The 25033-nt window shown below is 77.1% G+C and carries 23 protein-coding genes and 2 pseudogenes; 22 read left to right on the forward strand and 3 right to left on the reverse strand.

Annotated elements, in window-relative coordinates; translation table 11 throughout:
• The first annotated feature begins 79 nt into the window (after positions 1 to 79).
• Positions 80 to 1075, forward strand: a complete 996-nt coding sequence (locus tag VSR01_RS36445; RefSeq protein ID WP_326453241.1) for a hypothetical protein — start codon at positions 80 to 82, stop codon at positions 1073 to 1075.
• Here VSR01_RS36445 and VSR01_RS36450 read toward each other — a convergent pair.
• Positions 1063 to 1917, reverse strand: coding sequence for a helix-turn-helix transcriptional regulator (locus tag VSR01_RS36450; protein ID WP_326453242.1), 855 nt, complete (start codon positions 1915 to 1917; stop codon positions 1063 to 1065). The genes VSR01_RS36445 and VSR01_RS36450 overlap by 13 nt on opposite strands.
• Before the next feature lie 85 nt (positions 1918 to 2002).
• Between VSR01_RS36450 and VSR01_RS36455 the strand changes: the two genes are divergently transcribed.
• From VSR01_RS36455 to VSR01_RS38170, 6 genes and pseudogenes are all read left to right on the forward strand, one after another.
• Positions 2003 to 2791 carry an SDR family NAD(P)-dependent oxidoreductase gene (locus VSR01_RS36455; protein ID WP_326453243.1) on the forward strand — a complete coding sequence of 263 codons (789 nt, stop codon included), beginning with the start codon at positions 2003 to 2005 and terminating at the stop codon, positions 2789 to 2791.
• Between the two features lie 180 nt (positions 2792 to 2971).
• Entirely contained in the window at positions 2972 to 3931 is a 960-nt protein-coding gene (locus tag VSR01_RS36460; RefSeq protein WP_326453244.1) for an alpha/beta hydrolase family protein, read from the forward strand.
• Positions 3928 to 4308 (forward strand): DUF2255 family protein, encoded by a 381-nt coding sequence (locus tag VSR01_RS36465; protein ID WP_326453245.1) that lies wholly within the window; start codon positions 3928 to 3930, stop codon positions 4306 to 4308. Before VSR01_RS36460 ends, VSR01_RS36465 begins: the two co-directional genes overlap by 4 nt.
• Before the next feature lie 272 nt (positions 4309 to 4580).
• Positions 4581 to 4748 (forward strand): hypothetical protein, encoded by a 168-nt coding sequence (locus VSR01_RS36470; RefSeq protein ID WP_326453246.1) that lies wholly within the window; start codon positions 4581 to 4583, stop codon positions 4746 to 4748.
• A 17-nt stretch (positions 4749 to 4765) separates the two neighbouring features.
• Entirely contained in the window at positions 4766 to 5245 is a 480-nt protein-coding gene (locus VSR01_RS36475) for a TetR/AcrR family transcriptional regulator (RefSeq protein WP_326453247.1), read from the forward strand.
• Positions 5246 to 5408: 163 nt separating this feature from the next.
• Positions 5409 to 6407 (forward strand): annotated as a pseudogene (locus tag VSR01_RS38170) (MFS transporter); the annotation flags it as partial.
• A gap of 426 nt (positions 6408 to 6833) precedes the next feature.
• On the opposite strand, the gene VSR01_RS36490 reads toward VSR01_RS38170, so the two are convergent.
• Positions 6834 to 8072: an LLM class flavin-dependent oxidoreductase gene (locus VSR01_RS36490; protein ID WP_326453250.1), complete on the reverse strand. Its 1239-nt coding sequence runs from the start codon at positions 8070 to 8072 to the stop codon at positions 6834 to 6836.
• Between the two features lie 275 nt (positions 8073 to 8347).
• A complete protein-coding gene (locus tag VSR01_RS36495; protein WP_326453251.1) occupies positions 8348 to 8950 on the reverse strand; it encodes a cupin domain-containing protein in 603 nt (200 codons plus the stop codon).
• A gap of 155 nt (positions 8951 to 9105) precedes the next feature.
• Between VSR01_RS36495 and VSR01_RS36500 the strand changes: the two genes are divergently transcribed.
• The 15 genes and pseudogenes from VSR01_RS36500 to VSR01_RS36570 form a co-directional block, all read left to right on the forward strand.
• Positions 9106 to 9516, forward strand: a complete 411-nt coding sequence (locus VSR01_RS36500; RefSeq protein ID WP_326453252.1) for an RrF2 family transcriptional regulator — start codon at positions 9106 to 9108, stop codon at positions 9514 to 9516.
• A complete protein-coding gene (locus VSR01_RS36505; protein ID WP_326453253.1) occupies positions 9513 to 10481 on the forward strand; it encodes a DsbA family protein in 969 nt (322 codons plus the stop codon). Before VSR01_RS36500 ends, VSR01_RS36505 begins: the two co-directional genes overlap by 4 nt.
• A gap of 450 nt (positions 10482 to 10931) precedes the next feature.
• Positions 10932 to 12473: an ABC transporter substrate-binding protein gene (locus tag VSR01_RS36510; protein WP_326453254.1), complete on the forward strand. Its 1542-nt coding sequence runs from the start codon at positions 10932 to 10934 to the stop codon at positions 12471 to 12473.
• Entirely contained in the window at positions 12470 to 13621 is a 1152-nt protein-coding gene (locus VSR01_RS36515; protein WP_326453255.1) for an ABC transporter permease, read from the forward strand. The genes VSR01_RS36510 and VSR01_RS36515 overlap by 4 nt, the downstream gene beginning before the upstream one ends.
• On the forward strand, positions 13618 to 14670 hold the full coding sequence (locus tag VSR01_RS36520) for an ABC transporter permease (RefSeq protein WP_326453256.1): 1053 nt from the start codon (positions 13618 to 13620) through the stop codon (positions 14668 to 14670). Before VSR01_RS36515 ends, VSR01_RS36520 begins: the two co-directional genes overlap by 4 nt.
• On the forward strand, positions 14651 to 15763 hold the full coding sequence (locus tag VSR01_RS36525) for an ABC transporter ATP-binding protein (protein ID WP_326453257.1): 1113 nt from the start codon (positions 14651 to 14653) through the stop codon (positions 15761 to 15763). Before VSR01_RS36520 ends, VSR01_RS36525 begins: the two co-directional genes overlap by 20 nt.
• 128 nt (positions 15764 to 15891) lie before the next feature.
• Positions 15892 to 16971, forward strand: a complete 1080-nt coding sequence (locus VSR01_RS36530; RefSeq protein WP_442785749.1) for an ABC transporter ATP-binding protein — start codon at positions 15892 to 15894, stop codon at positions 16969 to 16971.
• Between the two features lie 283 nt (positions 16972 to 17254).
• Complete coding sequence (locus VSR01_RS36535; RefSeq protein ID WP_326453259.1) at positions 17255 to 18418, forward strand: LLM class flavin-dependent oxidoreductase; 1164 nt, start codon at positions 17255 to 17257, stop codon at positions 18416 to 18418.
• Positions 18415 to 19593 (forward strand): acyl-CoA dehydrogenase family protein, encoded by a 1179-nt coding sequence (locus tag VSR01_RS36540; protein WP_326453260.1) that lies wholly within the window; start codon positions 18415 to 18417, stop codon positions 19591 to 19593. The genes VSR01_RS36535 and VSR01_RS36540 overlap by 4 nt, the downstream gene beginning before the upstream one ends.
• 150 nt (positions 19594 to 19743) lie before the next feature.
• The gene (locus VSR01_RS36545; RefSeq protein WP_326453994.1) at positions 19744 to 20871 is read left to right on the forward strand and encodes an LLM class flavin-dependent oxidoreductase; all 1128 of its coding nucleotides are present in this window, start codon (positions 19744 to 19746) and stop codon (positions 20869 to 20871) included.
• Positions 20868 to 21995 carry an alpha/beta hydrolase gene (locus VSR01_RS36550; RefSeq protein WP_326453261.1) on the forward strand — a complete coding sequence of 376 codons (1128 nt, stop codon included), beginning with the start codon at positions 20868 to 20870 and terminating at the stop codon, positions 21993 to 21995. The genes VSR01_RS36545 and VSR01_RS36550 overlap by 4 nt, the downstream gene beginning before the upstream one ends.
• Positions 21996 to 22046: 51 nt before the next feature.
• Positions 22047 to 23276, forward strand: coding sequence for an LLM class flavin-dependent oxidoreductase (locus tag VSR01_RS36555; RefSeq protein WP_326453262.1), 1230 nt, complete (start codon positions 22047 to 22049; stop codon positions 23274 to 23276).
• An 11-nt stretch (positions 23277 to 23287) separates the two neighbouring features.
• A complete protein-coding gene (locus VSR01_RS36560) occupies positions 23288 to 23773 on the forward strand; it encodes a flavin reductase family protein (RefSeq protein WP_326453263.1) in 486 nt (161 codons plus the stop codon).
• Between the two features lie 59 nt (positions 23774 to 23832).
• Positions 23833 to 24000, forward strand: coding sequence for a hypothetical protein (locus tag VSR01_RS36565; RefSeq protein ID WP_326453264.1), 168 nt, complete (start codon positions 23833 to 23835; stop codon positions 23998 to 24000).
• A gap of 138 nt (positions 24001 to 24138) precedes the next feature.
• Positions 24139 to 24771, forward strand: a pseudogene (locus tag VSR01_RS36570) (TetR/AcrR family transcriptional regulator); the annotation flags it as partial.
• Between the last annotated feature and the right edge of the window lie 262 nt (positions 24772 to 25033).

The raw sequence follows: 25033 nt of genomic DNA on the forward strand, positions 1-25033 counted from the left end.
CTCCCTGCCCGCCCGTCACGGCAGCGGAGCCGGTGCCCCCTGCCCGCGCACCACCCGCACCGACCCGAAGAAGGACCAGATGTCCGTTTCCCGTGTCTCCCTGCTCGCATCCGCCGCGCTGGCCGCCGCCGTGACGCTCACCGGGTTCTGCCCGCCCGGCGGCGGACCCTCGGTGGCCGACGCTCATGTCGTCGTCCACTTCGACGCGGGCGCCGGCCAGTCGCCGGAGAACGTCGCGCTCGAACCCGGCGGCGGCCTCGCGGTCACCTTCGCCGGCGCCCGGCAGATCGCCGAGATCACGCCTGAGGGGTGCACCCGAGTGCTGGCCGCCCTGCCCGCCCCCGCCGACGGCGGCGTCCACACGCCCGCGCTCGGCTTCCCGCTGACCACGGGCCTGGTGCGCGCCGCCGACGGCACGCTCTACGTCCTCTACGCCACCGGCACCGCCGACCTCACCGGGCTGTGGCGGCTGCGCCCCGGCGGACGCCCCGAGCGCATCGCCGCGCTGCCGGCCGACGGCCTGCCCAACGGACTGGCCCTGGACGCGGGGACCGGCACGCTGTACGTCGCGGACTCGGTGCGCGGCGCGGTCTACCGGGTGCCGGTGTCCGGCGGCTCGCCGCAGGTGTGGAGCCACGCCCCCGAGCTGGCCTCCACCGGCTTCCTGGGTGTCAACGGCCTGAAGGTGCACGGCGGTTCGCTGTGGGCGACCAACCTCGACCGGGGGACCGTGCTGCGCCTGCCGATCACCGGCGACGGCTCGGCGGGACGTCCGCGCACCGTCGCCGCCGGCCTGGCCGGGATCGACGACTTCGCCTTCACCGGCCACGGGGACGACATCGCCGCCGCCCTCAACGTCCCCGACCAGGTGGTGCTGGTGCGCGGCGACGGCAGCCACGCCACCCTCCTCGGCGCGGCCGACGGCCTGGACGGACCCACCTCGGTCGCGCTGCGCGGCAGCACCCTGTACGTGCTCAGCGCCGCCTACACCACTGGGAAGGACCCCAACCTCCTGGCCGGCCGCCTGGTCCGCCGACCCGCCGGCGAACAGGACGGCACGCCCTACCGCGGGTAGTGGCTCGCCCCCGCGCCGAGGACGTCCAGCAGGGCCAGCGCCTCGGCGCCGGGGGAGCCCGGCGGCGCGCTGTAGAGCACGAGGTGCTGGTCGCTGTCGGTGAGGGCGAGGTTGTCGCAGTCGACGGTGATCTCCCCGACCGTCGGGTGGCGGAAGGTCTTGGTGAGCGTCGGCACGGGCTGGACGTCGTGGCGCTCCCAGAGCCGGGCGAAGTCCGCGCTGGTGTCACGCAGTTCGCCGACCAGGCCGGTCACCGCGGGATCGGCGGGATAGCGGGCGCAGGCGGCGCGCAGCTGCGTCACGACGCCCAGCCGGAACTCGGCGGCGTCGGAGAGCCCGTAGGGCGACGCGCCGTCCTGCCCCGGCCCGGGGAACGCCCGGCGCGCGAGGTTGCGCCCCTCGGGCGGGAGCCGGTCGAAGTCCTCCATGAGCGCGGCCGCGAGGTCGTTCCAGGCGAGCACCTCGAACACCGCGGACATCACGAAGCCGGCCGTGCGCGGCAGCCGCTGGAGAAGTGCGAGGACGCTGGGCCGGACGTCGCGCCGGTGCGTCCTGGCGCCGGCCGCCGGCGCGGTGCCGGCCAGGAGGTGCAGGTGGTCGGACTCGGCGTCGGTCAGCCGCAGGGCGCCCGCGATCCCGGCGAGGACCTCGGCCGACGGGCGCGGCGCCCGGCCCTGTTCGAGCCGGACGTAGTACTCCGTGGAGATGTGCGCCAGGACCGCGATCTCCTCGCGGCGCAGCCCCGGGGTCCTGCGCCGAGGACCGGAGGGGAGACCGACGTCCTGTGGCCGCAGCCGCTCACGGCGGCTGCGGAGGAATGCCCCGAGTTCCTGTTTGTCCATGGGGCCAGTGTCCCCGCCTGCCGGCGGCCGATCGTAGTACTGGCTGTGCCTGTATCCGCTCGCTGGCCGGAACGACGGTGGTGGCATGACAGGAGAAACCCACACCACCGCACCCATCGGCCTGCTCACCGGCAAGGTCGTCCTCGTCACCGGCGCCAGCCGCGGCATCGGCGCGGCCGCGGCCCGGCTGTTCGCCGCCGAGGGCGCCGCCGTCGTGCTCGCGGCGCGCGGTGCCGACGCCCTGGAGAAGATCGCCGCCGAGATCCGCGCCGGCGGCGGCGCCGCCGACGCGGTCCCCCTGGACCTCGCCGACCGCGCGAGCATCCGCGCCGCCGTCGACCGCGTCGCAGAGCTGCACGGACGGCTCGACGGCGCCTTCAACAACGGCGCGGTCCCGCAGCGGCAGGTCGGCCCGGTCGAGACCACCAGCGACGAGGACATCGACGAGCAGTTCGCCGTGAACTTTCGGGCGCACTGGACCGCCATGACCGCCGAGGCCGCCCTCATGCGGCGGGGCGGCGGCGGGGCCATCGTCAACACGTCCAGCATCGGCAGCCGCCGCGCGAACCCGGCCCTGCCCGCCTACGGCGCCATGAAGCGCGCGCTCAACAGCCTCACCGAGACCGCCGCGGTGAACTGGGCCGGCGACCGGATCCGGGTCAACGGCATCACCCCCGGCGGCACCTCCACCGAGATGATCGACGCCTGGGAAGCGGCGAGCCCCGGCACCGTCGAGCGGATGACCAGGTCGATCCCGCTGGGCGCGATGGCCGAGCCCCGGCAGATCGCCGAGGCGGCCGCGTGGCTGCTCAGCGATCGGGCCTCCTACGTGACCGGCGCGATCCTGCCGGTCGACGGCGGCGCCGGCGCCTGACCGGGCCGGCCCGGCGCAGGGCGCGAGGGACAGCGCGTGCCGCGGCTCGCTTGCGAAGCGGAACATTGCTCCGTATGATTTTCGGAGCGGTGTTCCGCTTTTTATGATGCCCCGAGCGGCGCCCCCGGCGGCCACGCCGTGCGGCGGCCCGCCGCTCCTCTTGTCCCGAACGGATGTCACATGACCACACATCACTCCACCCCGTCGGACGCCCCGGCCGCCGACGCGGCCACCGGCGCCGCCACCCCGCTCGTCTCCGTCAAGCCGGTCGTCGTCCCGGCGCCGGACCGCGGCGAGGACCTGCGCGTGCGGGTGTCCGCCCCGACGACGGGCCGGGACCTGCCCGTCGTCGTCTTCTCGCACGGCTTCGGCTGGTCCCTGGACGGCTACGCGCCGCTCGCGGACTTCTGGGCGGCGCACGGTTTCGTGGTGGTCCAGCCCACCCACCTGGACTCCCGGTCGCTGGCCCTGCCGCCGGAGGACCCCCGCACCCCGCTGATCTGGCGCATCCGCGTGGACGACCTGACCCGGGTGCTGGACCGCCTCGACCTGGTCGAGGACGCGGTGCCCGGCCTCGCCGGGCGGGTCGACCGCGGCCGCGTCGCGGTCGCCGGGCACTCCTGGGGCGGCCAGACGGCGAGCATGCTGCTGGGCGCCCGCGTCCTGGACGCCGACGGCGGCACCGGCGAGGACCGGTCCGACCCGCGGGTGTCCGCGGGCGTGCTGCTCGCCACGCCCGGCACCGGCGGCGCCGACCTGACGCCGTTCGCCGCGGAGAACTTCGCCTTCATGAACCCCGATTTCAGCGCGCTGGCCACGCCGTCCCTCGTCGTCGCGGGCGACCACGACCAGTCCGCGCTGTCGGTCCGCGGCCCGGACTGGTTCACCGACCCCTACCGGCTGAGCCCGGGCGCCACGAGCCTGCTCACGCTGTTCGGCGCCGAGCACGGCCTCGGCGGCATCGTCGGCGAGGGCAGCAAGGAGACCACCGACGAGAGCCCCGAGCGCGTCGCCCTCGTCCAGCGGGTCACCACGGCCTACCTGCGCGGCGCGCTCGGCGTCGACCCGGCCGCCTGGAAGACGGCGGTCGCGGAACTGGCGGCGGCCCCCGACCCGCTCGGCCGGATCGAGGAGAAGTGACGCCGTCCGCCTGGCCGCCCGGGGTCCTCGCCGGCCTCGCCGCCCGCGACGACTTCCACGTCGCGCCCTACCGTGAGGACGGCGTGACGCCCGGCACCCTGATCCGGGTCTGGTCGGCCGTCGTGGACGGCGCGGTCTACGTCAGGTCCGCCAACCCGGCGTCCCGCTGGTTCGCCGCCGCGGTGCGGGAGCGCGCCGGGATCGTCAGGACCGCCGGCGACGAGGGCGCGGCCACTTTCGCGCCGGTCGCCGACGAGGCGCTGAAGGACCGGGTCGACGCGGCGTACACGGCGAAGTACGCGGCCGATCCGTACTACTCGGCGGGGCTGCTGGAGCGCTCCCGCCACCAGATCGCCGAGGTGCGCCCGGCCGGCTAGGGCCCGCGACCCCGTCGGCGTCCACGTGAGCGGACGCGGGGTCCGTCCGCCGGCCCGGCGCGGGGCCGGCGGACGGAGCGGTCCGGCGGGCGCGGGCCGTTCAACCCGATGGCGTTCCCGTCGTCCGCGCCCGACCCGGCCGGACGCCGGGCCGTGCGGACGGCCGCGACCGCGCGGGACGGATGCCGCGCGGGACGGACGCCGTGCGGACCGGTGCGCCGCGCGGGAATCGCTGTGGACGGGCGTCCACAGCGTTGCGTACGCTCGGCCGCATGATCACCGAGACCTCCGCGGGGGACCGGGCCCGCGCCGCCGGCCGGCTCCCCGGGGCCGGGCCCGACCGGGCCGGGCGCCCCGGCGGCGGGCACGCGGCCGGGACCGGCCCGGGGAGCGGGTCCGCCGCACGCGCCGCTACGACCCCGGCCGCCGCGAGCGGCTGATCGCCGCCGCGCTCGAGGTGATCGCCGAGCACGGCGTGGCCGGCGCCTCCCACCGCGTCATCGCACGCGCCGCCGATGTGCCGCTCGGGTCGACCACCTACCACTTCCGCACCCTCGACGACCTGCTCGCGGCGGCCTTCAGCCACCACGCGCAGGTGATCGCCGACGCGCTGGAGAAGCGGATGCGCGCCGCCGCCGACCGGGAGGCGGCGCTCGAATCGCTCGCGCAGCACCTGGCGCGCGACCTGCTCGCGCCCGAGCGCGCGCTGGTCCTCGCGGTCGAGCTGTACCTCGCCGCGGCCCGCAGGCCCGAGCTGCGCACGGTCACCGAGTCCTGGATGCTGCGCAGCCGGCGCGCCCTGGAACGACACTTCGACCCCGTCACCGCGCGCGAGCTGGACGCGCTGGTCGAGGGGCTCGTCCTGCACCAGGCGCTGTCCACCGACCCCCTGTCCGCCGCCCAGGTACGGCACGCGCTGCGCCGTATCACCCGCTGACGGCCCCGCCGCAGCCGCCGAACCCTGGCGGCGGCCGACCGCAGCCGCCGAGCCTTGCGCCCCCGCCGTCGCCCGCCGTACCCGACCCGTACCGACCGCACCCGCCGCCGGCACCCCGCCCGGGGGACCCCGGCACGCCCACGACCCCCCGGAGCGCCCGCCCATGACGTCCGCCGCCGCAGCCCCGACACCCGAGGAGATACGCCGCGCCGTCAGGAGCACGTACACCGTCTTCACCGGGTGCGGCCTCGCCTTCGCCAGCTGGGCCTCGCGGATCCCCCAGGTCCGCGACCACCTCGGCCTCTCGCCGGCCGAACTCGGCCTGGTGCTGCTCGCGATCGCCGCCGGCTCGCTGGTGGCTCTGCCGCTCGCCGGGCCCGTCGTGCACCGCGTCGGCTCGCGGCGCACGGTCGCCGGGATGTCGCTGCTGCTCGCCGTGGCGCTGTCCACGGTCGCGCTCGGCTACCTCGGCGGCCTGGTCCCGGTGGTGATCGGGCTGTTCTTCCTCGGCTTCGGCAACGGCGCCTGGGACGTGGCGATGAACGTCCACGGCGCGGTCGTCGAGCGCCACCTCGGCCGTTCGATCATGTCCCGGTTCCACGCCGGCGACAGCCTCGGCACCGTCGTGGGCGCCCTGATCGGCGCGGCGATGGTCGCGCTGCACGTGCCCGTCACCGCGCACCTGCTGATCGTCGCGGCGGTCGTCGCCCTCGCCGTCCCCCGGGCCACCCGCGCTTTCGTCCCCGACGGGACCGAGCCCGAGGAGCCGGCCGCGGACGGCGCGCCCGCGCGCGGCGCGCTCGCCGCCTGGCGGGAGCCGCGCACGCTGCTGATCGGCGTCTTCGTCCTCGCCTTCGCCTTCGCCGAGGGCACCGGCAACGACTGGATCAGCATCGCCGTCATCGACGGCTACGACACGCCCGCCGTGGTCGGCACCCTCGCCTTCGCGGTGTTCCTGTCGGCGATGACCGTCGGCCGCTGGTTCGGCCCCGCGCTGCTCGACCGGTACGGCAGGGTGCCGGTGCTGCGGCTGCTGGCCGCGCTGGGCATCGCCGGCACGCTGCTGTTCGTGTTCGCCCCGGCGGCGCCCGCGGCCTTCGCCGGCGCGCTGCTGTGGGGCTTCGGCACCTCGCTGGGCTTCCCGGTCGGCATGAGCGCGGGGGCCGACGAGCAGCGGTACGCCGCAGGCCGGGTCAGCGTCATCGCCTCCATCGGCTACTGCGCCTTCCTCGCCGGGCCGCCCTCGGTCGGCCTGTTCGCCGACCACGTCACCGTGCTGCGCTCGCTCACCTCCGTCGCGGTGCTCCTCGGCGTCGCCGCGCTCGTCACCGCCGCGGTCGCCCCGCTCCCGGACACCGCGCACCACGACCGCGAGGAGCCGGCCCCGTCCGCGACAGCTGACCGCCCGCCGCACACCGCCCCCGCGGCGGCTCACGGCGACGCGGCGCAGCGGCGGCCCGCCGGGCACCACGGACTCCTCGGGACACGGCGGCTCACCGCGACACGCCGGCCGCCCGCCCGGCCGCGCGACGGCGCGTCAGGTGCTCGGCCAACAAATCGTTCGCCGGCGCGGCGGCCACGAACGCGGTCACGTCGAGCACGGCGCCGCCGATACCGAGCCGGCCGGCGTCGTCCCCGTAGGTGCGGCGTCGCGCGCGTCCGCAGCGCCGGCGCTCGCACCTCGCGGGTCCGCCCCGGCGTCCGGCCCGGCGTGCGGCCCGGCGTGCGGCCCGGCGCCCACGCCGCCCTCCGGGGCCGCGCCCGGCTCGCGCAGCAGCGGCAGCAGGGCGTCGCCGACGCGGGCGGTCTCCTGCTTGTACGGGGTGTCGGAGAGCACGAAGTGGCTGACGCCGAGCGCGCGGTAGGCGTGCAGCGCGGCGGCCACCTCCTCGGCGGAGCCGACCAGCCAGGTGGTGCCCGCGCCCTCGCCGCCGAACCGGCCGGGGGCGGTGTACAGGCAGGTGTCGAGGACGTCGCCGCGCCGCGCGAGGCCGGCCAGCCGCCGCTGCCCGACCGCGGCCGTGCGGTCACCGGTCCAGAAGCTCTCCGCGGGGCCGGCCGCCATCCGCGCGACCTTCCGCTCCGCGGCGGCCCACGCCTCCTCGCTCGTGTCCCGCACCACGGTGGTGACGCGCAGGCCGAACTCCAGCGGCCGGTGGCGGCGTTCCAGCCGCGCGCTCAGCGTCCTGAGCCGGTCCACCCGCTCGGCGATCCCGTCCAGTGGCTCGCCCCAGAACAGCTGGACGTCGGCCTCCGCCGCCGCGACGCGCTCGGCCGCCTCGGACGCGCCGCCGAAGAACAGCGTCGGGTGCCGCCGCTCCTCGGCCGGGTAGGGACGTGACGCGAGGGTCGAGCCCGCCACGTGGAAGTGCTCGCCGGCGAAGTCGACCGACTCCTCGGTCCACAGCCGCCGCACCAGGTGCAGGAACTCCCGGGTGCGGGCGTAGCGCCGCGCGGGGTCGACGGTCGTGTCCCCGTAGGCGGCGGGGGTGTCCACCCCGCTCACCACGTTCACCAGCACCCGGCCGCGGCTGAGCTGGTCGAGCGTGGCCGCGGCGGCGGCGAAGTGCGCCGGCTGCCAGTACCCGGGCCGCACCGCGATCAGCGGCTTGAACGTCGTGGTCCTGGCGGCCAGCGCGGTGGCCAGGGTGAACGTGTCCGGCCGTCCCCACCCGGCGCCGAGCAGCGCGCCGCCCCAGCCGTGGCGTTCGGCCGTCAGCGCGAGGTCCGTCGAGAAGTCGACCGAGCCCCAGCCGGCCGTGCTGTCGTCACCGCGGTGGCCCGGCGCGACGGTGTTGGGGAGGTACCACAGGTATTCCGGGCTCATCAGCTTCCGATCGCTGCGAGGGCGCCCCGGCGGGCGCGCTCGTGCGCGGGGGCCGTGGCGATGGGCGAGCGGGGGCGCTGCGGCTGCGGCGACGCGGTCCGGTGACGGCTTCCCGTCACCGGCTCAGCGGTGCGAGCGGCACGCGCCGGTGCGCGGACATCGCGCGGTCCGGGGCGGGTACGGCGTGCGACGCCGGCGCTCGGTCATGGCCCCCATCCTCGGAACCCGCGGGCCGCGGGTCGACACCCCCCGGCGCGCCCCCCGTCCGCTGCCGGTCACGCGCACTGCGACGGCTCGGACGGCTCGCTCGCCGCGCGCCCCGCCGATGCTGGGGGTGCCGGGGGTGCCGCCGGGTCCGAGGGGTCCAGCACGTACAACCCCGGCAGGTTGACCACCACGGCCTCCTGCGTGCTGCGGGCGATCACCACGACCGCCTCCTCGTCCGGGTCCGGGTTCTCCTCGCGGTGCGGCACGTAGGGCGGCACGAAGACGTAGTCGCCGGGCGAGGTGCGCAGCCGCACCTCGCGCGGTCCGTCGCCGCCGTCTTCCAAAAACACGAACTCGGGGTGGCCGCTGACGACGTGGATCGCCGTCTCCGACTCCCCGTGGTGGTGGTCGGCGGACGCGGTCGAGGGGGCCACGTGCGTCTGGCCCATCCACATCCGCTCCGAGCCGACCCGTGCCCCGCTGATCGCGGCGAACCGCCGCATCCCACCGGTCTGCGCGGTGTCGCCGTCCAGGTCGCCGGCGCGCACGTGGTGCACCCGGGCGCGCGCGGAGCGGCCGGCGCCGGCCTCGTCGGGGGAGCGGTCCGGCAGGTCCGGGTGGAAGCCGTCGTGGGCGGGGGACCCGGCCGAGGGGGCGGGCGATGCGGTCATGGGTGTCCTGTCCTGGGGTCTCGACGGGAGTGCGCCGCAGCGCGGCGGGCGCGCCGGAACCCGCCCGAGATCCGGCCGCTGCCTGGACCGTAGAAGCCGCCCGGAAAGGATGTCAAGAGGTGTCCATTGCGCGCGGCGCGGCGATAATGGCGCGTATGCATATTTCGGCGAAGGCGGACTACGGCGTCCGCGCGCTGCTCGAACTCGCCCGGGACAGCGACCGGCCGCTCACCTGCGAGAGCATCGCGGCCTCGCAGGAGATCCCGTTCCGGTTCCTGAAATCGGTCGTCGGCGACCTGCGCAGGGCCGGCCTGGTGCGCAGCCAGCGCGGCTGCGAGGGCGGCTACTGGCTGGGCCGCGACCCCGCCGAGATCAGCCTGCTCGACGTGGCGCTCGCGGTCGACGGCGAGCTGATGACGCTGCGCGGCGACCCGCTGCCCGGCCTCGCCTACCCGGGCCCCGCCGCCGGCCTGCCCGACGTCTGGCGCTCGGTGGAGGACGGCGCGCGGCGCATCCTGTCCCGCACCACGCTCGCCTCGCTGCTCGCCGAGCGGGCCCCGGTGTGACCGCGCGCCCGCGGCCCGCGGCCGGCCGCGACCGCGAGCCGGTGCTCGACGTGGTCGAGTACACCGACCCGCTGTGCCCGTGGGCGTGGGGCTCCGAGCCGGAGTTCCGCCTGCTGCGCGCCCGGCTGCGGGCCAGGCCCGGGGTGCGGGTCCGCTGGCGGCGCGCGTACGCGATCCTCTTCGACGAGGGCGAGGACCCGGCCCCCGACCCTGCGGCGGAGGCCGCCTGGTACTCCGGTTACGTCGCCGAGGTGTGCGCCCACACCGGCGCGCCGCGGCCGCACGCCCTGGACCGCGTCGCGCTGAGCAGCTGGCCCGCCTCGCTGGCCGCCCGCGCCGCGCAGGCGCAGGGGCCGCTGGTCGCCGAGCGCGTCCTGCGCCGGCTGCGGGAGTCGGAGTTCGTGCTCGGCGCGCCCGCCGACACCCCGCAGCGGGTGCTGGCCTGCCTGCGCGCCGTGCCCGGCCTGGACACCGGGCGGCTGAGCGCCGACGCCGCCTCGCCCGCCGTCGCCGACTCGGTGCGCGCCGACCGCGCCGAGGCCCGCCGCCCGCTGCCCGAGGTGCTGGACCTCGACGGCCCCCCGCCGCACCCCGGCGCCGCCAAGGAACTCGACGGCGGCGGCCACCGCTACGCCCTGCCGACGCTGCTCCTGCGCGGCCCCGGCGGCACCCGCGTGGTCCCCGGCCGGCGGCCTTTAGAGGCGTACGCGCAGGCGCTTTCGGAGGTCCTCCCCGGTCCCTGGCCGCAGCCGCGGCCGCTGTCGGCGGACGACGCCCTGGACCTCCACCGCACGCTGACCGCACCGGAGTTGGAGCTGCTCACCGAGGAACGCGCGGCCCCCGCGTGGGCGTTGCGGATCGACACCCCCGGCGGTCCGCTGTGGCTGCACCCGGACGAGGCCGCGGGGCATCCCGCCCTGCTCAACAGCCGTCCAGGCAATGAGACACCTTTTGGTGTCCATTGACAGTGCGTGCGGTCCGCCCCCAGGATGGGCGCATGCTGAAGACGCACCCCGACGTGGTGTGCCGCTACGTGGACTTCCGGCGCACCTGCAGCGCTCTGTGTCGCTGACCCGCCCGTACCGGCCCTGAGTCGGCCCCGGTGAGCCCCGGACACTACGCCGCCGACGGTCCCTGACCGCTTCCCGACCGGCCCCGCGCCGTCCCGCGAACGGTCGCCGCCGCGACGCGGACCCCGGGCCCGCTCCCGCCGCCGGACTCCTCTCCCGCGCCGGACCCGCCCGTCCCGCATCCCTCCCGTGCCCCGCCGCGCCCGCCCGCGCGGTTCGTGCCGTCCCGTACCCCGCACCGCGCCCCCGGCATGCCCCGGCGCGCTGTCCCGCGCCGCCCCCACTCCCGGACCCCGCCCGGCCGGAAGTGTCCCCGGCGCGCTCCACAGAAGGTGACACGCCATCATGAACTCCGCAGCCATGCCCGCGCTCGGCAGACGCTCCTTCCTCGGACTCGGCCTCGGCGCAGGCGCCGCCCTGGCCCTCAGCGCATGCGGCGGTTCCGCCGCCCCGGCGACCGCGTCCGGGGCGGGCGGCACCCTCAAATGGGGCTGGGCGCTGCCCACCTCGTGGGACCCGGTCTTCTCCTCCGCCGGCTGGGACGTCCACGAGCTGTCCCTCGTCTACTCCGGCCTGACCCGGCTCGACTCCGCGGGCGCCGCCGTCCCGGCCCTGGCCAGCGGCTGGAAGTACAACGCCGACGGCACGTCCGTCACCTTCACCCTGCGCCCCGAACTCACCTTCAGCGACGGCACCCCGCTCGACGCCACGGCGGTGAAGAAGAGCCTGGACCGCGGCAGGACCGACCCCAAGTCCCTGGTCGCGCCGCAGCTCGCGCATGTCAAGGAGATCACCGCCACCGGCGCCGACACGGTGACCCTCGCGCTCACCCAGGCCGACTACCAGATCCCCAATCTGCTCGCCGGCAAGACCGGCATGATCGTCAGCCCCAAGGCGTTCGAGACGGACGCCGCGTCCCTGGCGAGCAGGCCGGTCGGCTCCGGCCCCTTCGTCCTCACCTCCTACACCCAGAACGCCAAGGCCGTGCTGCGCCGCAACCCCGCCTACTGGGACGCCGCCAGCATCAAGCTCCAGGGCTTCGAGATCTACCCGCTGCCCGACGCCTCCACGGTCGTCGCCGCGCTCCAGTCCGGCCAGTACAACGTCGCCCAGATCCCCGGCAGCCAGGTCGCCGCAGCCAAGGCGGCCGGCCTGGAGGTCCAGGTGATCCCCTCCATGGTCGTCTCGGTGCTGGACGTCAACACCGCCAAGGCGCCCTTCGACGACCCCGACGTCGCGCTCGCCCTGCAGTACGCCGTCGACCGCCAGGCGCTGCTCAAGACCCAGCAGTTCGGCTACGGCACGGTCAGCAACCAGCCCTTCCCGCCCGGCTACGTCGGCCACGACGCCGCGTCCGACGGCCTGTACCCGCACGACCCCGCCAAGGCCCGCGCGCTGCTCGCCAAGGCCGGACACCCCGACGGCGTCGATCTCACACTGACCACCTCGGCCGCCGAGGGCCTGCCCGAGCAGCTCCAGGCACAGCTGAAGGAGGCGGGCTTCCGGGCGAAGATCAGCGTCATCCCGCAGGCCCAGACCACCCAGATCGTCTACGTCCAGCACTCCCAGGCGCTCTTCACCGACCAGTTCGCCGGCCGCGACTCCGCCGCCCAGGCGTTCCAGGTGCTCTTCGGCCCCCAGGGCCTGATGAACCCCGGCCGCAGGACGCCCGCCGACCTCCAGGCCGCGGTCGCCAAGGTGTCCGCGACGCCGCTGGACTCGCCGGACTACCCCAAGGTGCTCCAGGCCGCCACGGCGCTCGCGGTACGCACCATGCCCAACGTCTTCCTCTACACCGTGCCGCGCATCCTGGCCCGCAACCGCGCGGTCTCGGCGCTGCCCGCCGACGTCGTGGTGCAGCGGTTCGAAGGGGTGACCGTTCGATGAGCGCGGCAGTGCCCGCGGGGGCCGCGCTCCCCGCCGGGCCCGCGGCCGCCGGACCCGCACCGGCCGGGAGCACGGCGAAGTCCGCGGGCCCCGGGACCGCGGGGGACCCCACGGGGCCCGGCCCGGACGTCCCGGCGCGCCCGCACCCCTGGCTGCGCCGGGCCGGCCGCGCCCCGGTGCCGCTGGCCCGCGGACTGCTCAGCGCCGCCACGGTCTTCCTGCTCTCCTCCGTGCTGACCTTCGGCCTCGGCGCGCTGTCCGACGCCAACCCCGGCGCCGCGGTGCTCGGCGAGACCGCCACCCCCGCCGACATCGCGCGGATGAACCACGCCTTCGGCCTGGACCGCCCGCTGGTGGTGCAGTACGCGGACTGGCTCACCGGCGCGCTGCACGGCGACCTCGGCCGCTCCTGGTTCACCACCCTGCCGGTCGCCAGAAGCATCGGCCAGGCGCTGCCGGTCGACCTGTCCGTCGCCGGCCTCGCGCTGCTGTTCGCGCTGGTCCTCGGCGGCGCGGCCGGCATCGCCGCCGCGCTCAGCAACGGCGGACGCACCGACCGCGCGATCACCGCGGTGTGCGCGGTGCTCGGCACCGTCCCCGCCTTCGTGGTGGCGATCGCCCTGATCACCGTCGTCTCGGTGAAGCTCGGCGCACTGCCCTCCGGCGGCTACGTGCCCTTCGGGCAGAACCCCGCGCAGTGGCTGCGGTACGCGCTGCTGCCCGCGTTCGCCCTCAGCCTGGACGCCGCCGCGCACATCGCCCGCCAGCTGCGGACCTCGCTGGTCGGCGCGCTGCGCGAGAACTACGTGACCGGCGCGGCGATGCGCGGACTGTCCGCGCGGCGGGTGCTCTTCGGCCACGTGCTGCGCAACGCCGCGGGCCCCGCGCTGACCGTGCTCGGCATGAGCGTGCCGATGCTGATCGGCGGCGCGGTCGTCACCGAGAAGATCTTCAACCTGCCCGGCATCGCCCAACTCGCCCTGCAGTCCGCCCAGTCGCACGACGTCCCGGTCATCCAGGGAACGCTGCTGGTCACGGTGGCCGTCGTGCTGGCCGCGAACCTCGCGGTCAACGCCGCGCTGGCCGCGCTCACCCCCGCCGCCCGCCGCCGCGGCACCCGCCCCTCCGACGGGAGGGCCGCGGCATGACCCGGATGAGGACCCTGCGGCTGACCTGGCGGCTGCCGCTGGCGCGCGTCGCGCTGGCCGTCCTGGCCGTCGTCGCGGTGCTCGCGGTGTTCGGGCGGCAACTGGCGCCGCAGGACCCGCTGGCCCAGGACACCGCCCACATCCTCCAGGGCCCGAGCGGCGCGCACCTGCTCGGCACCGACTACCTCGGCCGCGACGTGCTCAGCCGGCTGCTGGCCGGCACCGCGCTCAGCGTCGCGGGCGCCCTGGAGGCGGTCGGCGCGGCCCTGGTGCTCGGCATCGTGCCGGGCCTGGCGTCGCTGTGGCTGGGCCGGGCCTTCGAGTGGACCGCGCTGCGCGCGGTCGACGCGCTGATGACGCTGCCGTTTACGCTCTTCGCCATCGCCGCGGTCGGCGTCCTCGGCAACGGCCTGCACCAGGCCATGCTGGCGCTGGGCGTGCTGCTGTCCCCGCTGTTCTTCCGGGTGACCCGGGCCGCCGCGCTGGGTCTGCGGCAGACGCCGTACGTGGAGGCCGCCGAGCTGATGGGCGCGTCCCGCACCCGGGTGCTGCGCACCCACATATGGAGCAAGGTCCTGCCGACCGTCGCGGTCACCACCGCTCAGGCCCTGGCCACCAGCCTGCTCACGGTCGCCTCGCTCACCTTCCTCGGCCTCGGCGTCCAGCCGCCCGCCGCCACCTGGGGCGGCATGCTCGCCACCGACCTGGGCTTCCTCGCCCAGCAGCCGTGGGCGCCGGTGCTGCCCGGCGCGCTGGTCATGGTGACGGTGGGCGCGCTGCACCTGCTCGCCGACGCGCTGCGGGACAGCGGCGGCCCCGGAGCGCTCGCCGCGCTCGACGCCGACGCCGCGCTCGCCGCCGCGGCCGGCGCGACGCCCGAGCCGGAGCGGGGCGCCCCGGACCCGGCCGCCGCCGTTCGCACCGACCCCGCGGCCGGCGTACCGGACCCCGCGGCCGGCGTACCGGACCCCGCGGACGCGACCGGCGCCGACGAGAACCCCGACGCGCAGGACCGAGGAGGCAGGACCGATGCCCGTATCTCCGCCTGACGCCGCATCCGCGGCGGCGACATCCGCGGCGTCGAAGTCCGCGACGCCCGCGTCCGCGACGCCCGCCGCCGTGGTCCCGCCGCGCGCCGCGCGGGAGGACGTGCTCGCCGTGCGCGGCCTGCACGTCACCGTGGGCGGCGGCCGCACCGAGGCCGTCCGGGACGTCTCCTTCACCGTACGGGCCGGGGAGGCGGTCGGCCTGGTCGGCGAGTCGGGCAGCGGCAAGACGCTGACCTGCCGCTCGGTCCTCGGGGTGCTGCCGCCCGGCTGCGCGGTCTCCGCCGGCACCGCGACGCTCGCCGGCACCGAGCTGACCGCGCTGGACCGGCGCGGCTGGGAGCGGCTGCGCGGGGTCAGCCTCGGCGCGGTGTTCCAGGACCCCGCGTCGTACCTCAACCCCTCGCTCACCGTGGGCCGCCAGCTCACCGAGCCGCTGCGGGTGCGCCAGGGCCTGTCCCGCGCCGACGCCCGCGCCCGGGCCGTCGAGCTGCTCGCCGCGGTCGGCCTGCACCGGCCCGCCGAGGTCTACCACCAGTACCCCTTCGAACTGTCCGGCGGGATGCTGCAACGCGTCCTGATCGCCACCGCGATCTGCGGCGACCCGGCGCTGCTGGTCGCCGACGAGGCCACCACCGCGCTGGACACCGTCGTCCAGGCCGAGGTCCTCGACCTGCTGGCGCGGCTGCGCGAGGACCGCGGCCTGGCCCTGCTGCTGGTCAGCCACGACCTCGCGGTGGTGGCCGAGGTGTGCGACCGCATCCTGGTCTTCTACGCCGGCGAGATCGTCGAGGACGGCCCCGCCGAGCAGGTGCTGACCGCGCCGGCCCACCCGTACACCGAGGCGCTGCTCAAGGTCGCCTCGATCGGCGACTGGCGGCGCCGCGAACTCGCGGTGATCCCAGGCCGTCCGCCGGAGGCCGGCGCCGCCCCGGCCGGCTGCCGGTTCGCCGACCGGTGCGCCTACGCGGCCCCCGCTTGCACCGCCTCCGACGTGCTGCCGCTCGCCGCGGCCGGAGAGGACCGGCGCACCCGCTGCATACGCCACGCCGAACTCCGCCTGACCGCCGCCGCACCCGAGGAGGTGGACGCATGAGCACCGCGGACCCGACCACCGCGGACCCTGTGACGGGGAAGGCCGTGACGGGCAAGCCCGCCGCCGCGGACCCGACCGTCCCGGCGCCGGCCCCCGCCGCCGGGTCCCCGGCGCCGGCCGCCGCCGCGATCCCGGACGGCGGCGCCGCCGCCGAGCCGCTGCTGCGCGTGGACTCCCTCGCCGTCGCCTTCGGGCGGCGCGGCGGACGGTCCGGGCAGAGCGTCCTGGAGGGCGTGTCGCTGCGAGCCGGCGCCGGGGAGATCCTCGGCGTGATCGGCGAGACCGGCTCGGGCAAGACCACGCTGGCCCGCGCGGTCGTGGGCCTGTCACCGGTCGTCGCGGGCAGCATCGCCGTGGACGGCAGGGAGGTCACCGGCCTGCGCGGCCGGGCGCTGCGCGACTTCCGGCGCACCGGCGTGGCGCAGTACCTCTTCCAGGACCCGCTGCGCTCCCTCGACCCCGACATGGCCGTACGCGACCTGGTCGCCGAGCCGCTCGCGGTCACCGGCGCCGGCAGCCGCGAGGAGCGGTACGCGCGCGCCGCCGAGGCGCTGCGCCGGGTGGGCCTGGACGAGGCGCTCGCCGGCCGGCTGCCCGGACGGCTGTCCGGCGGTCAGCGCCAGCGGGTGGCCGTCGCACGGGCGCTGGTCACCCGTCCCCGGCTGCTGCTCGCCGACGAGCCGGTGAGCGCGCTCGACGCCTCCAACCGCAACCACGTGCTGCGGCTGTTCGACCGGCTGCGCACCGAACTCGACATGGCGGTCGTGCTGATCTCCCACGACCTCAGCTCGCTGGCCGGCATCGCCGACCGCATCGCCGTCCTCTACCGCGGTCGGCTGGTGGAGCAGGGCCCGACGGCCGACGTGCTGGCCCGGCCCCTGCACCCGTACACCGCGCTGCTCACCGCTTCCGCGCCCAGCGTCCGCCGCGAACACGGCCTCGCCCCGGCCCGGCTGCGCCGCGGCGACCCGCCGGCCTGGGCCGACCCGGCCCGGTCGGCCCACCCCGCGGGCTGCGTCTTCGCCGCGCGGTGCCCGTTCGCCGACGACGACTGCCGCACCGAACCCGTTGCGCGGGAGCGTCCCGTGGCGGCGGGGGCGGGCGGGGCGCAGGCCGCCGCCGCGGCCGGCGCCTCGCGGGAAGTCGCCTGTCACCACGCCGACTCCTGGCGCGCCGAGGTCGCGCCGCCCGCGGCCGTACCCGCGTGAGCCGGGCCGGGAGCCGGGTCCGAGACCCGGACCCGGGCCCCCGATCCGGGCCTGCGGTCCGACCCCCTGATCCGACCCCCTGATCCGAGTCCCCGCCCCGAGCCGACGCCCCGAGTCTCTGGCCTGGGGCCGCGCCCCGAACCTCCCGCCCCGAGCCCCTGACCGCCTGCCCGAGACCAGCCGCCGAACCTCCCGCGACCCCGTCCCCGGGCGGCCCGCCGCGCCCCCGTCCCGCACCCGTCCTGCCGTCTCGTTCCACCCCGCCCCTCCTTGGAGTGCACCCATGTCCGTCGAGTTCATCGGCATCGCCGCCACCCAGCCCGTCAGCGAGACCGGCGGCGGTACCGCCGCGCCGTCCTTCTCCTCGCAGAGCGAGTCGCACGCCGCGCAGGGCCCCGCGATCCAGCCCGCGTACCTGCGGGAGCTGGCGCTCGCGCACGAGCAGGCCGGGTTCGACCGGGTGCTGGTCGCCCACTCGTCGGCGAGCCCGGACGGCTTCACCGTCGCCGACCAGGTGCTGACGCACACCACCCGGCTGGGCGTGCTGCTCGCGCACCGGCCCGGGTTCGTCTCGCCCACGCTCGCCGCCCGCAAGTTCGCGACGCTGGACGCCTTCCACCCCGGCCGGGTCGCGCTGCACGTCATCACCGGCGGCGACGACGCCGACCAGGCCAGGGACGGCGACCTGACCGACAAGCCGACCCGCTACCGCCGCACCGACGAGTTCCTCGACGTGGTGCGCCGCACCTGGACCTCGGCCGAACCCTTCGACTACGACGGCGACTTCTACCAGGTGCGCGGCGGCCGGTCGGCGGTCCTCCCGGCCCGGCCCACCCCGGTGTACTTCGGCGGCGCGTCGCAGGACGCGGTGCGGGCCGGCGCCAAGCACGCCGACGTCTACGCCTTCTGGGGCGAGCCGCTGGCCGGCATCGCCGAGCGGACCGCCGAGGTCCGCGCCGCCGCCGCACCGCACGGCCGCACCCCGAACTTCAGCGTCAGCCTGCGGCCGATCCCGGCCGCCACCGAGGCCGAGGCGTGGCGCCGCGCGGAGGACATCCTGCGGCTGACCAAGGAGCGCGCGGGCGCGCTGCGCAGGGCCTTCGACCTCGACCACTCCACGCAGGTCGGCTCCCAGCGGCTGCTGGACGTCGCGGCCAGGGGCGACGTCCACGACAAGCGGCTGTGGACGGCGGTCGCCAAGGTCACCGGCGCGGCCGGCAACTCCACGGCGCTGGTCGGCTCCTACGAGCAGGTCGCGGAGTCCCTGGTCGACTACACCGCCCTCGGCGTCGGCACCCTGCTGATCCGCGGCTTCGACCCGCTGGCCGACGCGCGCGACTACGGCCGGCTGATCGACCTGGTCCGCGCCGAGACCGAACGGCGCGGCTTCGTCGGCAACCGCGTCGCACCGGCCGCGGGCGTCCTCACCGCGGCGGTCGGCGCATGACCCGGGACCTGCTCGGCCCGGCCCCGCCCGCGCTGGACCGGCTGCCGGAGGTCGCCGCGGCGCTGGCCGCCCGCGCGGACGAGCACGATCGCGCGGCGACCTTCCCGTACGAGGGCGTGGCGGCCGTGCACGACGCGGGGCTGCTCACCGCGACCGTGGGCACGCGGTTCGGGGGGCCCGGCGGCGGCCTCGCCGACACCGTGCGCATCCTGCAGGCCCTCGGCGGCGGCGATCCGGCCGTCGCCCTGGTCACCGCGATGACGCTGTTCACGCACGCCGCGCAGGCCCGCGCCGGACACTGGCCCGCCGACGCCTACCGGCTGCTGCTGGAGGAGTCCGCGACCCGCCCGGTGCTCGTCAACGCCCTGCGGGTGGAACCGGAGCTGGGCACCCCCGTGCGCGGCGGGCTGCCCGCGACCACGGCGGTGCGGCGCGCCGGCCACTGGGAGCTGACCGGCCGCAAGATCTTCTCGACCGGCGCCGAGGCGCTCGGCCGGATGCTGGTGTGGGCCCGCACCGAGGAGGACCCGGTACGGGTCGGCTCGTTCCTGGTCCGCGGCGGCAGCCCCGGCGTGACGGTGCTGCCCACCTGGGACCACCTGGGCCTGCGGGCCAGCCGCAGCGACGACGTGCTGTTCGACGCGGTCCGCGTCCCCGAGGACGACGTGGTGGGCCTGGCGGAACCGGGGGCCGACGGCGGCCGGGACGCGGTCGTCGGCGCCTGGAACGCGCTCGGCCTGACCGCCCTCTACCTCGGTGTCGCCCGCGCCGCGCAGAGCTGGCTGACCGGCTTCCTGCACGAGCGCACCCCCACCGCGCTGGGCGCCCCGCTGGCCACCCTGCCGCGCTTCCAGAGCGCGGTCGGCGAGATCGAGGTCGCGCTGAACGGGGCCGAGCGGCTGGTCACGGCGCTCGCCGAGGCCGCGGACGCCGGCGACCCCGGCGCCGCGGAGCAGGCCCCGGGCGCCAAGGTGCTCGGCACCCGCGCCGCCATCGCCGCCGTCGAACAGGCCGTCGCCCTGGTCGGCAACAACGGACTCACCTACGCCAACCCGCTCCAGCGCCACCACCGCGACGTGCTGTGCGCCCGGGTGCACACCCCGCAGGACGACACCGTCCTGTTCACCGCCGGACGGGCCGCGCTGGCCCGCCGACCGCTCACGGAAGGCAACTGACCCATGACCGAGACCACATCATGCCCGCGCGCCGGCTTCCCCGAGTCCGCCGCCTCCGCCGGGTCCCCGGACGTCCCCGCTGCCGCCGACGCCCCGGACGCCGCCGGCGGACCGGCGCCCGCCCCCCTCACGGGCGTGGAGTTCGTCGGCATGATCGGCACGCGCGACGGCTCGGAGACCCGCCCGCCGGCCGGACCCGTCGTCGACGCCGACTACACCCGCCGCTTCGCCCGCGCGCACGAGGACGCCGGCTTCGACCGCATCCTCATCGGCTACAGCTCCGGCAGCCCCGACGGCACGCAGGTCGCCGCACACGTCGCCGCCCACACCGAACGGCTCGGCCTGCTGGTCGCGCACCGGCCCGGCTTCGTGGCCCCCACGCTGGCCGCGCGCACCTTCGCCACCCTCGACCAGTTCGCCGGCGGCCGGGTCGCCGTCCACATCATCACCGGCGGCCACGACGCCGAGCAGCGCCGCGACGGCGACTACCTGCCCAAGGACGAGCGCTACGCCCGCACCGACGAGTACCTCACCGTCCTCAAGCGCGCCTGGACCGCGGACGAGCCGTTCGGGTTCGCCGGCGACCACTACCGCTTCGAGGACTTCCACGCCGACGTCCGCCCCGCCCAGCAGCCCCGCATCCCGCTGTACTTCGGCGGCTCCTCGCCCGCGGCCTACCGGGTCGGCGGCAAGCACGCCGACGTGTTCGCGCTGTGGGGCGAGCCGCTGGCCGAGACCGCCGAGCAGATCGCGTCGGTGCGGGAAGCCGCGCGGGCGGCCGGCCGCACCGTCCCGCCGCGCATCAGCGTCTCCTTCCGGCCCATCCTCGGCGCGACCGAGGAGGCAGCGTGGGACCGCGCCCACCGCATCCTCGACACCATCAACCGGCGCGGCGCCGCGGGCTCGCTGCTCGGCACGCGCCGCGCGGTCCTGCCGGTCGGCCCCGGCGCCGAGCCGCAGAACACCGGGTCCCAGCGGCTGCTGGCCGCGGCCGGCAAGGCCGACCGGCACGACCGGGCGCTGTGGACCGCGCCCGCCGCCGCGACCGGCGCCCCCGGCAACTCCACCGCCCTGGTCGGCACCCCCGAGACGGTCGCGCGGGCCCTGCTGGACTACGTCGACATCGGCGTCACCACGCTGCTCATCCGCGGCTACGACCCGCTGGACGACGTGGTCGACTACGGCCGCGAGCTGCTGCCGCTGGTCCGCGCCGAAGTCGCCCGGCGCGCCGCCGCCCAGCGGCCCCGCGACACCGTCGCCGCCGGCGGCGCCCGGTGAACGCTCCGGTACGGACCCGCGCCGCCGCGGCCGTCTGGCGCCCGGCCGAGGGCCTGTCGGTGCGCGGCACCGTGGTCCTGCTGCCCGGCCGCGGCGAACACCCGGGCGTCTACGAGCGGTTCGGCCGCAGGCTCGCCGTCGACGCCTACGAGGTCCGGGTCCTCGACGTCCCCGCGGACCAGGACGTCGAGGACACCGCCGCGCAGGTGGCGGACGCGGTCGGGGACGCGCCCGCGCCGGTCGTGCTGGCCGGCTCCGACACCGGCGCCCTCCACGCTCTCTCCGTCGCCGCCCGTCCCGGCACCGGAGTGGCCGCGCTTCTCCTCGCCGCCACGCCGGCACAGGTCCTGCCCGCGCCGGCCGCCGGTGTGCCCGTCGCAGGCGGCGCCGCCGGCCCGGACGCCGCCGATGCGACGGGGACCCTCGACGCGGGTCCCGAGGCGAGCCCCGACGCGGGCCCGTACGCGGGCCCGTACGCGGGCCGGTACGCGGGCCGCGGCGTGAGCCGGGACGTGAGTCCTGCCGTGGCCGCGGGCGCGGGTTCCGCAGGAGGCCCCCACGTGAGCCCCGAGGCAAGCCCGTACGCGGGCCGGGACGTCGGCCTTGCGGTGACCGGGGGCGCGGGCTCTGTGGGAGCTCCCAGCGTGAGCCCCGACGCGGGCCCGTGCGCGGGCCGCGGCGTGAGCCGGGACGTGAGCCCCGACGCGGGCTCGGGCATGGGCCCCGGCCTCGGGGACTGGCAGGACGAGCTGGCCGCGCGGACCGCGTGCCCGGTCCACCGCGGGCGGCTCGACGCCGACGCGCGGTTCGTCCGCGGCGGACTCGCCCGGCCGGTCCCGGCCGCGCTCGTGCGCGCCGCGGCCGGGGCGACGCCGCCGGACCTGCCGACGCTCGTCGTCCACGGCGGCGCCGACCCCGTCGCGCCGCCGGCCGCGGCCCGGCGGCTGGCCTCCGGGCTGCCCCGCGCCCGGCTGGCCACCGTCGCCGCCGGCCGCCACGACGTCCTCAACGACCTGGCCCACCGCTCGGTCGCGGCGACCGTCGTCCTGTGGCTCGAAAGCCTGCGCGCCGGCCCCCACCTCCCCCCGGCCGTCACCGTCGAGGACGCCCCCTCGCCGCCGTGACCACCGCCCGCCGCCGGCCGCCCGCCCCGCGTCCCCCGAGGAGGACCGCTCATGACGCTGCACCCGCACTGGTACCTGCCCACCTCCGGCGACGGCCGGGACGTCGTGGGGTGGGTGCACTCGCGGATCGCGACGGCCGCCCCCCGGCCGACCGACCGCGCGCCGACCGTCGACTATCTCGCCGACGTGGCGCGGGCCGCCGAGCGGCTCGGCTTCGAGTCGGTGCTGACGCCGGTGGGCACCTGGTGCGAGGACCCGTGGGTGACCACCGCGGCGCTGGTGCGCGAGACGCGGCGGCTGCGGTTCATCGTCGCGCTGCGGCCGGACGGCGTCGCGCCGACGCTGGCCGCGCAGATGGCGGCGACGTTCCAGCGGATCTCCGGGGGCCGCCTGATGCTGAACGTGGTGACCGGCTCCGACGAGGAGGAGCAGCGCCGCTACGGGGACTGGCTGGACCACGACGCCCGCTACACCCGCACCGACGAGTGGCTGGCGGTGCTGCGCGGCGCGTGGTCGGGCGAGCCCTTCGACTTCGACGGCGCGCACTACCGGGTGCGCGGCGCCACCGTCGCCGACGTGCCCGTGCCGGTCCCGCCGGTGCTCCTCGGCGGCGCCTCGCCCGCCGCCCTGGGCGTCGCCGCCGCCCGCGCCGACCTGCACCTGAGCTGGGGCGAGCCGCCCGACGCGCTCGCCCCCCGGCTCGCGCTGGTGCGCGAACTGGCCGCCGCCGCGGGCCGGCACGTCGCCTTCGGCGTACGGCTGCACGTCATCACCCGGGACACCGCCGACGAGGCGTGGCAGCAGGCCGACCGGCTGCTGCGGGCGATGGACCCGCAGGCCGTCGCGCTGGCACAGGGCCGCGCCGCGCGCACCTCCTCCGAGGGCCAGCGCCGGATGACCGCGCTGCACGGCGGGCGCACCGACCGCCTGGAGGTCGCGCCGAACCTGTGGGCCGGCTTCGGCCTGCTGCGCCGCCACGCCGGCACCGCCCTGGTCGGCAGCCACGCCGAGGTCGCCGACCGGCTGGCCGAGTACCACGCCCTCGGCGTCGAGCACGTGCTGCTGTCCGGCCAGCCGCACCTGGAGGAGGCCCACTGGTTCGGCGAGGGAGTCCTGCCGATCCTGCGCGATCGCGGCCTGCTCGCACAGCCGCCGGCCGCCGGGGGAGCCGCCGCCCCGGAACCCGCCGCGCCGACCGCGGCCCCGGAACCCGTAGCCCCCGCACCCGCCGCCGCCCCGGTCTCCGCGCTCGCGGCCCCGCTCCCGTCCGCCCAGCTGTGAAGGACCAGACGATGACCGTCACCACCACCGCCCCCGCCGAGTTGCTCAAGCAGACCCTGCGCCGCCACGCCGCGGGCGTCACCGTGCTGACCGTTCCCGGACCGGCCGGCTTCACCGCGACCTCCTTCACCTCCGTCTCCCTCGAACCGGCGCTGGTCTCCTTCTACCTCTCCGCCACCGCCTCGGCCGCCGCGGCGGTCCGCGTCGCGCCGGTGTTCGCCGCGCACGTGCTCGGCGAGCACCAGCAGGCGCTGGCCGAGCGCTTCGCCCGCAGCGGCGTCGACCGGTTCGCCGGCACGGCGTGGACGCCCGGCGCGGACGGCGTGCCGCTGCTCGACGGCGTGCCGGCCTGGCTGACCGCCCGCCCGGTGCTGAGACAGGAGGTCGGCGACCACCTCCTCGTGGTCGGCGAGGTCGTCGACGCCGGCGGCGCGGACCCGCGTCCGCCGCTGCTCCACCACGGCGGCGCCTTCGGCACGTTCCGCACCCTGACCTGACGCGGAAGCGGCCCCGAGTCGGCGGCTCGTACGTCCCTGGCCGGTACTGTGTCCCGATCGTGCGGGCCGCGCGCGCACCAGAAATCCAGTTCCACGACCCGCAGGACGAGGCCCCGCGCCGGGCGTTCCCCGCCCGGGTCAGCCGCGCGACCGTCGCCGCCGCGGTGCTCGACGAGGCCGAGACCCGGGCGCACGCGGGCGCGACCCTCGTGCCCGTCGAGCGCTGACGGGCGGCGGCCCCTGAGCGCGACCGCCCGGCCCTCCTCGGCGACCGCCCGCCGCCGCGTCCGCGTGTGTCAGCCGCGCTCCTGCGCGACCTGCCCGTCGGGGCGGACACCCCCGTCCGTTTGGCTACAGTCGGAGTGGTGACCGTACCGCCGTCCCCCGCGCCGTCCCCGTCCCCGTCCGCGTCCCCGCGCTCCGACGCCCTGGACAACCGGGCGCGCATCCTGGACGCGGCCCGCGCGGTCTTCGCCGCCGACGGGCTCGGGGTGCCGATGCGCGAGATCGCCCGCCGGGCCGGCGTCGGGCCCGCCACGCTGTACCGGCACTTCCCGACCAAGGAGGCGCTGGCCACCGAGGCGTTCGCGGGGCAGCTGCGCACCTGCCGCGACGTCGTGGACGAGGGGCTCGCCGACCCGGACCCCTGGCACGGCTTCAGCCTGCTGATCGAGAAGATCTACGAACTGCACGCCCGCGACCGCGGCTTCACCGCGGCCTTCATGGCCGCCTACGCGGACGCCGTGGACTTCGCCGCCGAACGCGAGTACACCGTCCGCGCGGCCGCCGAGGTCGCCCGGCGGGCCCAGGCGGCCTGGCTGCGCGCCGACTTCGTCATGGACGACCTGATCCTGATGCTCATGGCCAACAGCGGCATCCACGCCGCCTCGCCGGCCGCCCGCGTCGCGGCCTCCCGCCGGTTCGCCGCGCTGACCCTGCAGGCGTTCCGCGCCGCCCCCGAGGCCGCGCCGCTGCCGCCGGTGCCCCGGCTGCGCCCGCGCGCCCCGTTCCCGGCCGGCGCCCGTCCCGCCCGTACGGAGCGCGGAGGCACCGACGCCCGCACCGACGCCGGTACCGATTCCCGTGCCGACGCCCGCACCGACGCCGGTACCGATTCCCGTGCCGACGCCCGCACCGATGCCCGTATCGATTCCCGTACCGACGCCCGTACCGATCCCGGCCGTTCGGAACCCCGCAGGACGGGTTCGGGTTCCCGGCCATGAAAATGTCAGGTGCGATGGACGCTGTCCGCCCGGTGAT

This window comes from Actinacidiphila sp. DG2A-62 (genome assembly GCF_035825295.1).
Classification (GTDB): Bacteria; Actinomycetota; Actinomycetes; order Streptomycetales; family Streptomycetaceae; genus Actinacidiphila.

Excerpts from the sequence above, each read along its gene's own strand:
- VSR01_RS36445 (WP_326453241.1), top strand. The coding sequence starts at position 80 with ATGTCCGTTTCCCGTGTCTCCCTGCTCGCATCCGCCGCGCTGGCCGCC.
- VSR01_RS36450 (WP_326453242.1), bottom strand. The coding sequence starts at position 1,917 with ATGGACAAACAGGAACTCGGGGCATTCCTCCGCAGCCGCCGTGAGCGG.
- VSR01_RS36455 (WP_326453243.1), top strand. The coding sequence starts at position 2,003 with ATGACAGGAGAAACCCACACCACCGCACCCATCGGCCTGCTCACCGGC.
- VSR01_RS36460 (WP_326453244.1), top strand. The coding sequence starts at position 2,972 with ATGACCACACATCACTCCACCCCGTCGGACGCCCCGGCCGCCGACGCG.
- VSR01_RS36470 (WP_326453246.1), top strand. The coding sequence starts at position 4,581 with ATGATCACCGAGACCTCCGCGGGGGACCGGGCCCGCGCCGCCGGCCGG.
- VSR01_RS36490 (WP_326453250.1), bottom strand. The coding sequence starts at position 8,072 with ATGAGCCCGGAATACCTGTGGTACCTCCCCAACACCGTCGCGCCGGGC.
- VSR01_RS36495 (WP_326453251.1), bottom strand. The coding sequence starts at position 8,950 with ATGACCGCATCGCCCGCCCCCTCGGCCGGGTCCCCCGCCCACGACGGC.
- VSR01_RS36500 (WP_326453252.1), top strand. The coding sequence starts at position 9,106 with ATGCATATTTCGGCGAAGGCGGACTACGGCGTCCGCGCGCTGCTCGAA.
- VSR01_RS36510 (WP_326453254.1), top strand. The coding sequence starts at position 10,932 with ATGAACTCCGCAGCCATGCCCGCGCTCGGCAGACGCTCCTTCCTCGGA.
- VSR01_RS36515 (WP_326453255.1), top strand. The coding sequence starts at position 12,470 with ATGAGCGCGGCAGTGCCCGCGGGGGCCGCGCTCCCCGCCGGGCCCGCG.
- VSR01_RS36520 (WP_326453256.1), top strand. The coding sequence starts at position 13,618 with ATGACCCGGATGAGGACCCTGCGGCTGACCTGGCGGCTGCCGCTGGCG.
- VSR01_RS36525 (WP_326453257.1), top strand. The coding sequence starts at position 14,651 with ATGCCCGTATCTCCGCCTGACGCCGCATCCGCGGCGGCGACATCCGCG.
- VSR01_RS36535 (WP_326453259.1), top strand. The coding sequence starts at position 17,255 with ATGTCCGTCGAGTTCATCGGCATCGCCGCCACCCAGCCCGTCAGCGAG.
- VSR01_RS36540 (WP_326453260.1), top strand. The coding sequence starts at position 18,415 with ATGACCCGGGACCTGCTCGGCCCGGCCCCGCCCGCGCTGGACCGGCTG.
- VSR01_RS36545 (WP_326453994.1), top strand. The coding sequence starts at position 19,744 with ATGATCGGCACGCGCGACGGCTCGGAGACCCGCCCGCCGGCCGGACCC.
- VSR01_RS36555 (WP_326453262.1), top strand. The coding sequence starts at position 22,047 with ATGACGCTGCACCCGCACTGGTACCTGCCCACCTCCGGCGACGGCCGG.
- VSR01_RS36560 (WP_326453263.1), top strand. The coding sequence starts at position 23,288 with ATGACCGTCACCACCACCGCCCCCGCCGAGTTGCTCAAGCAGACCCTG.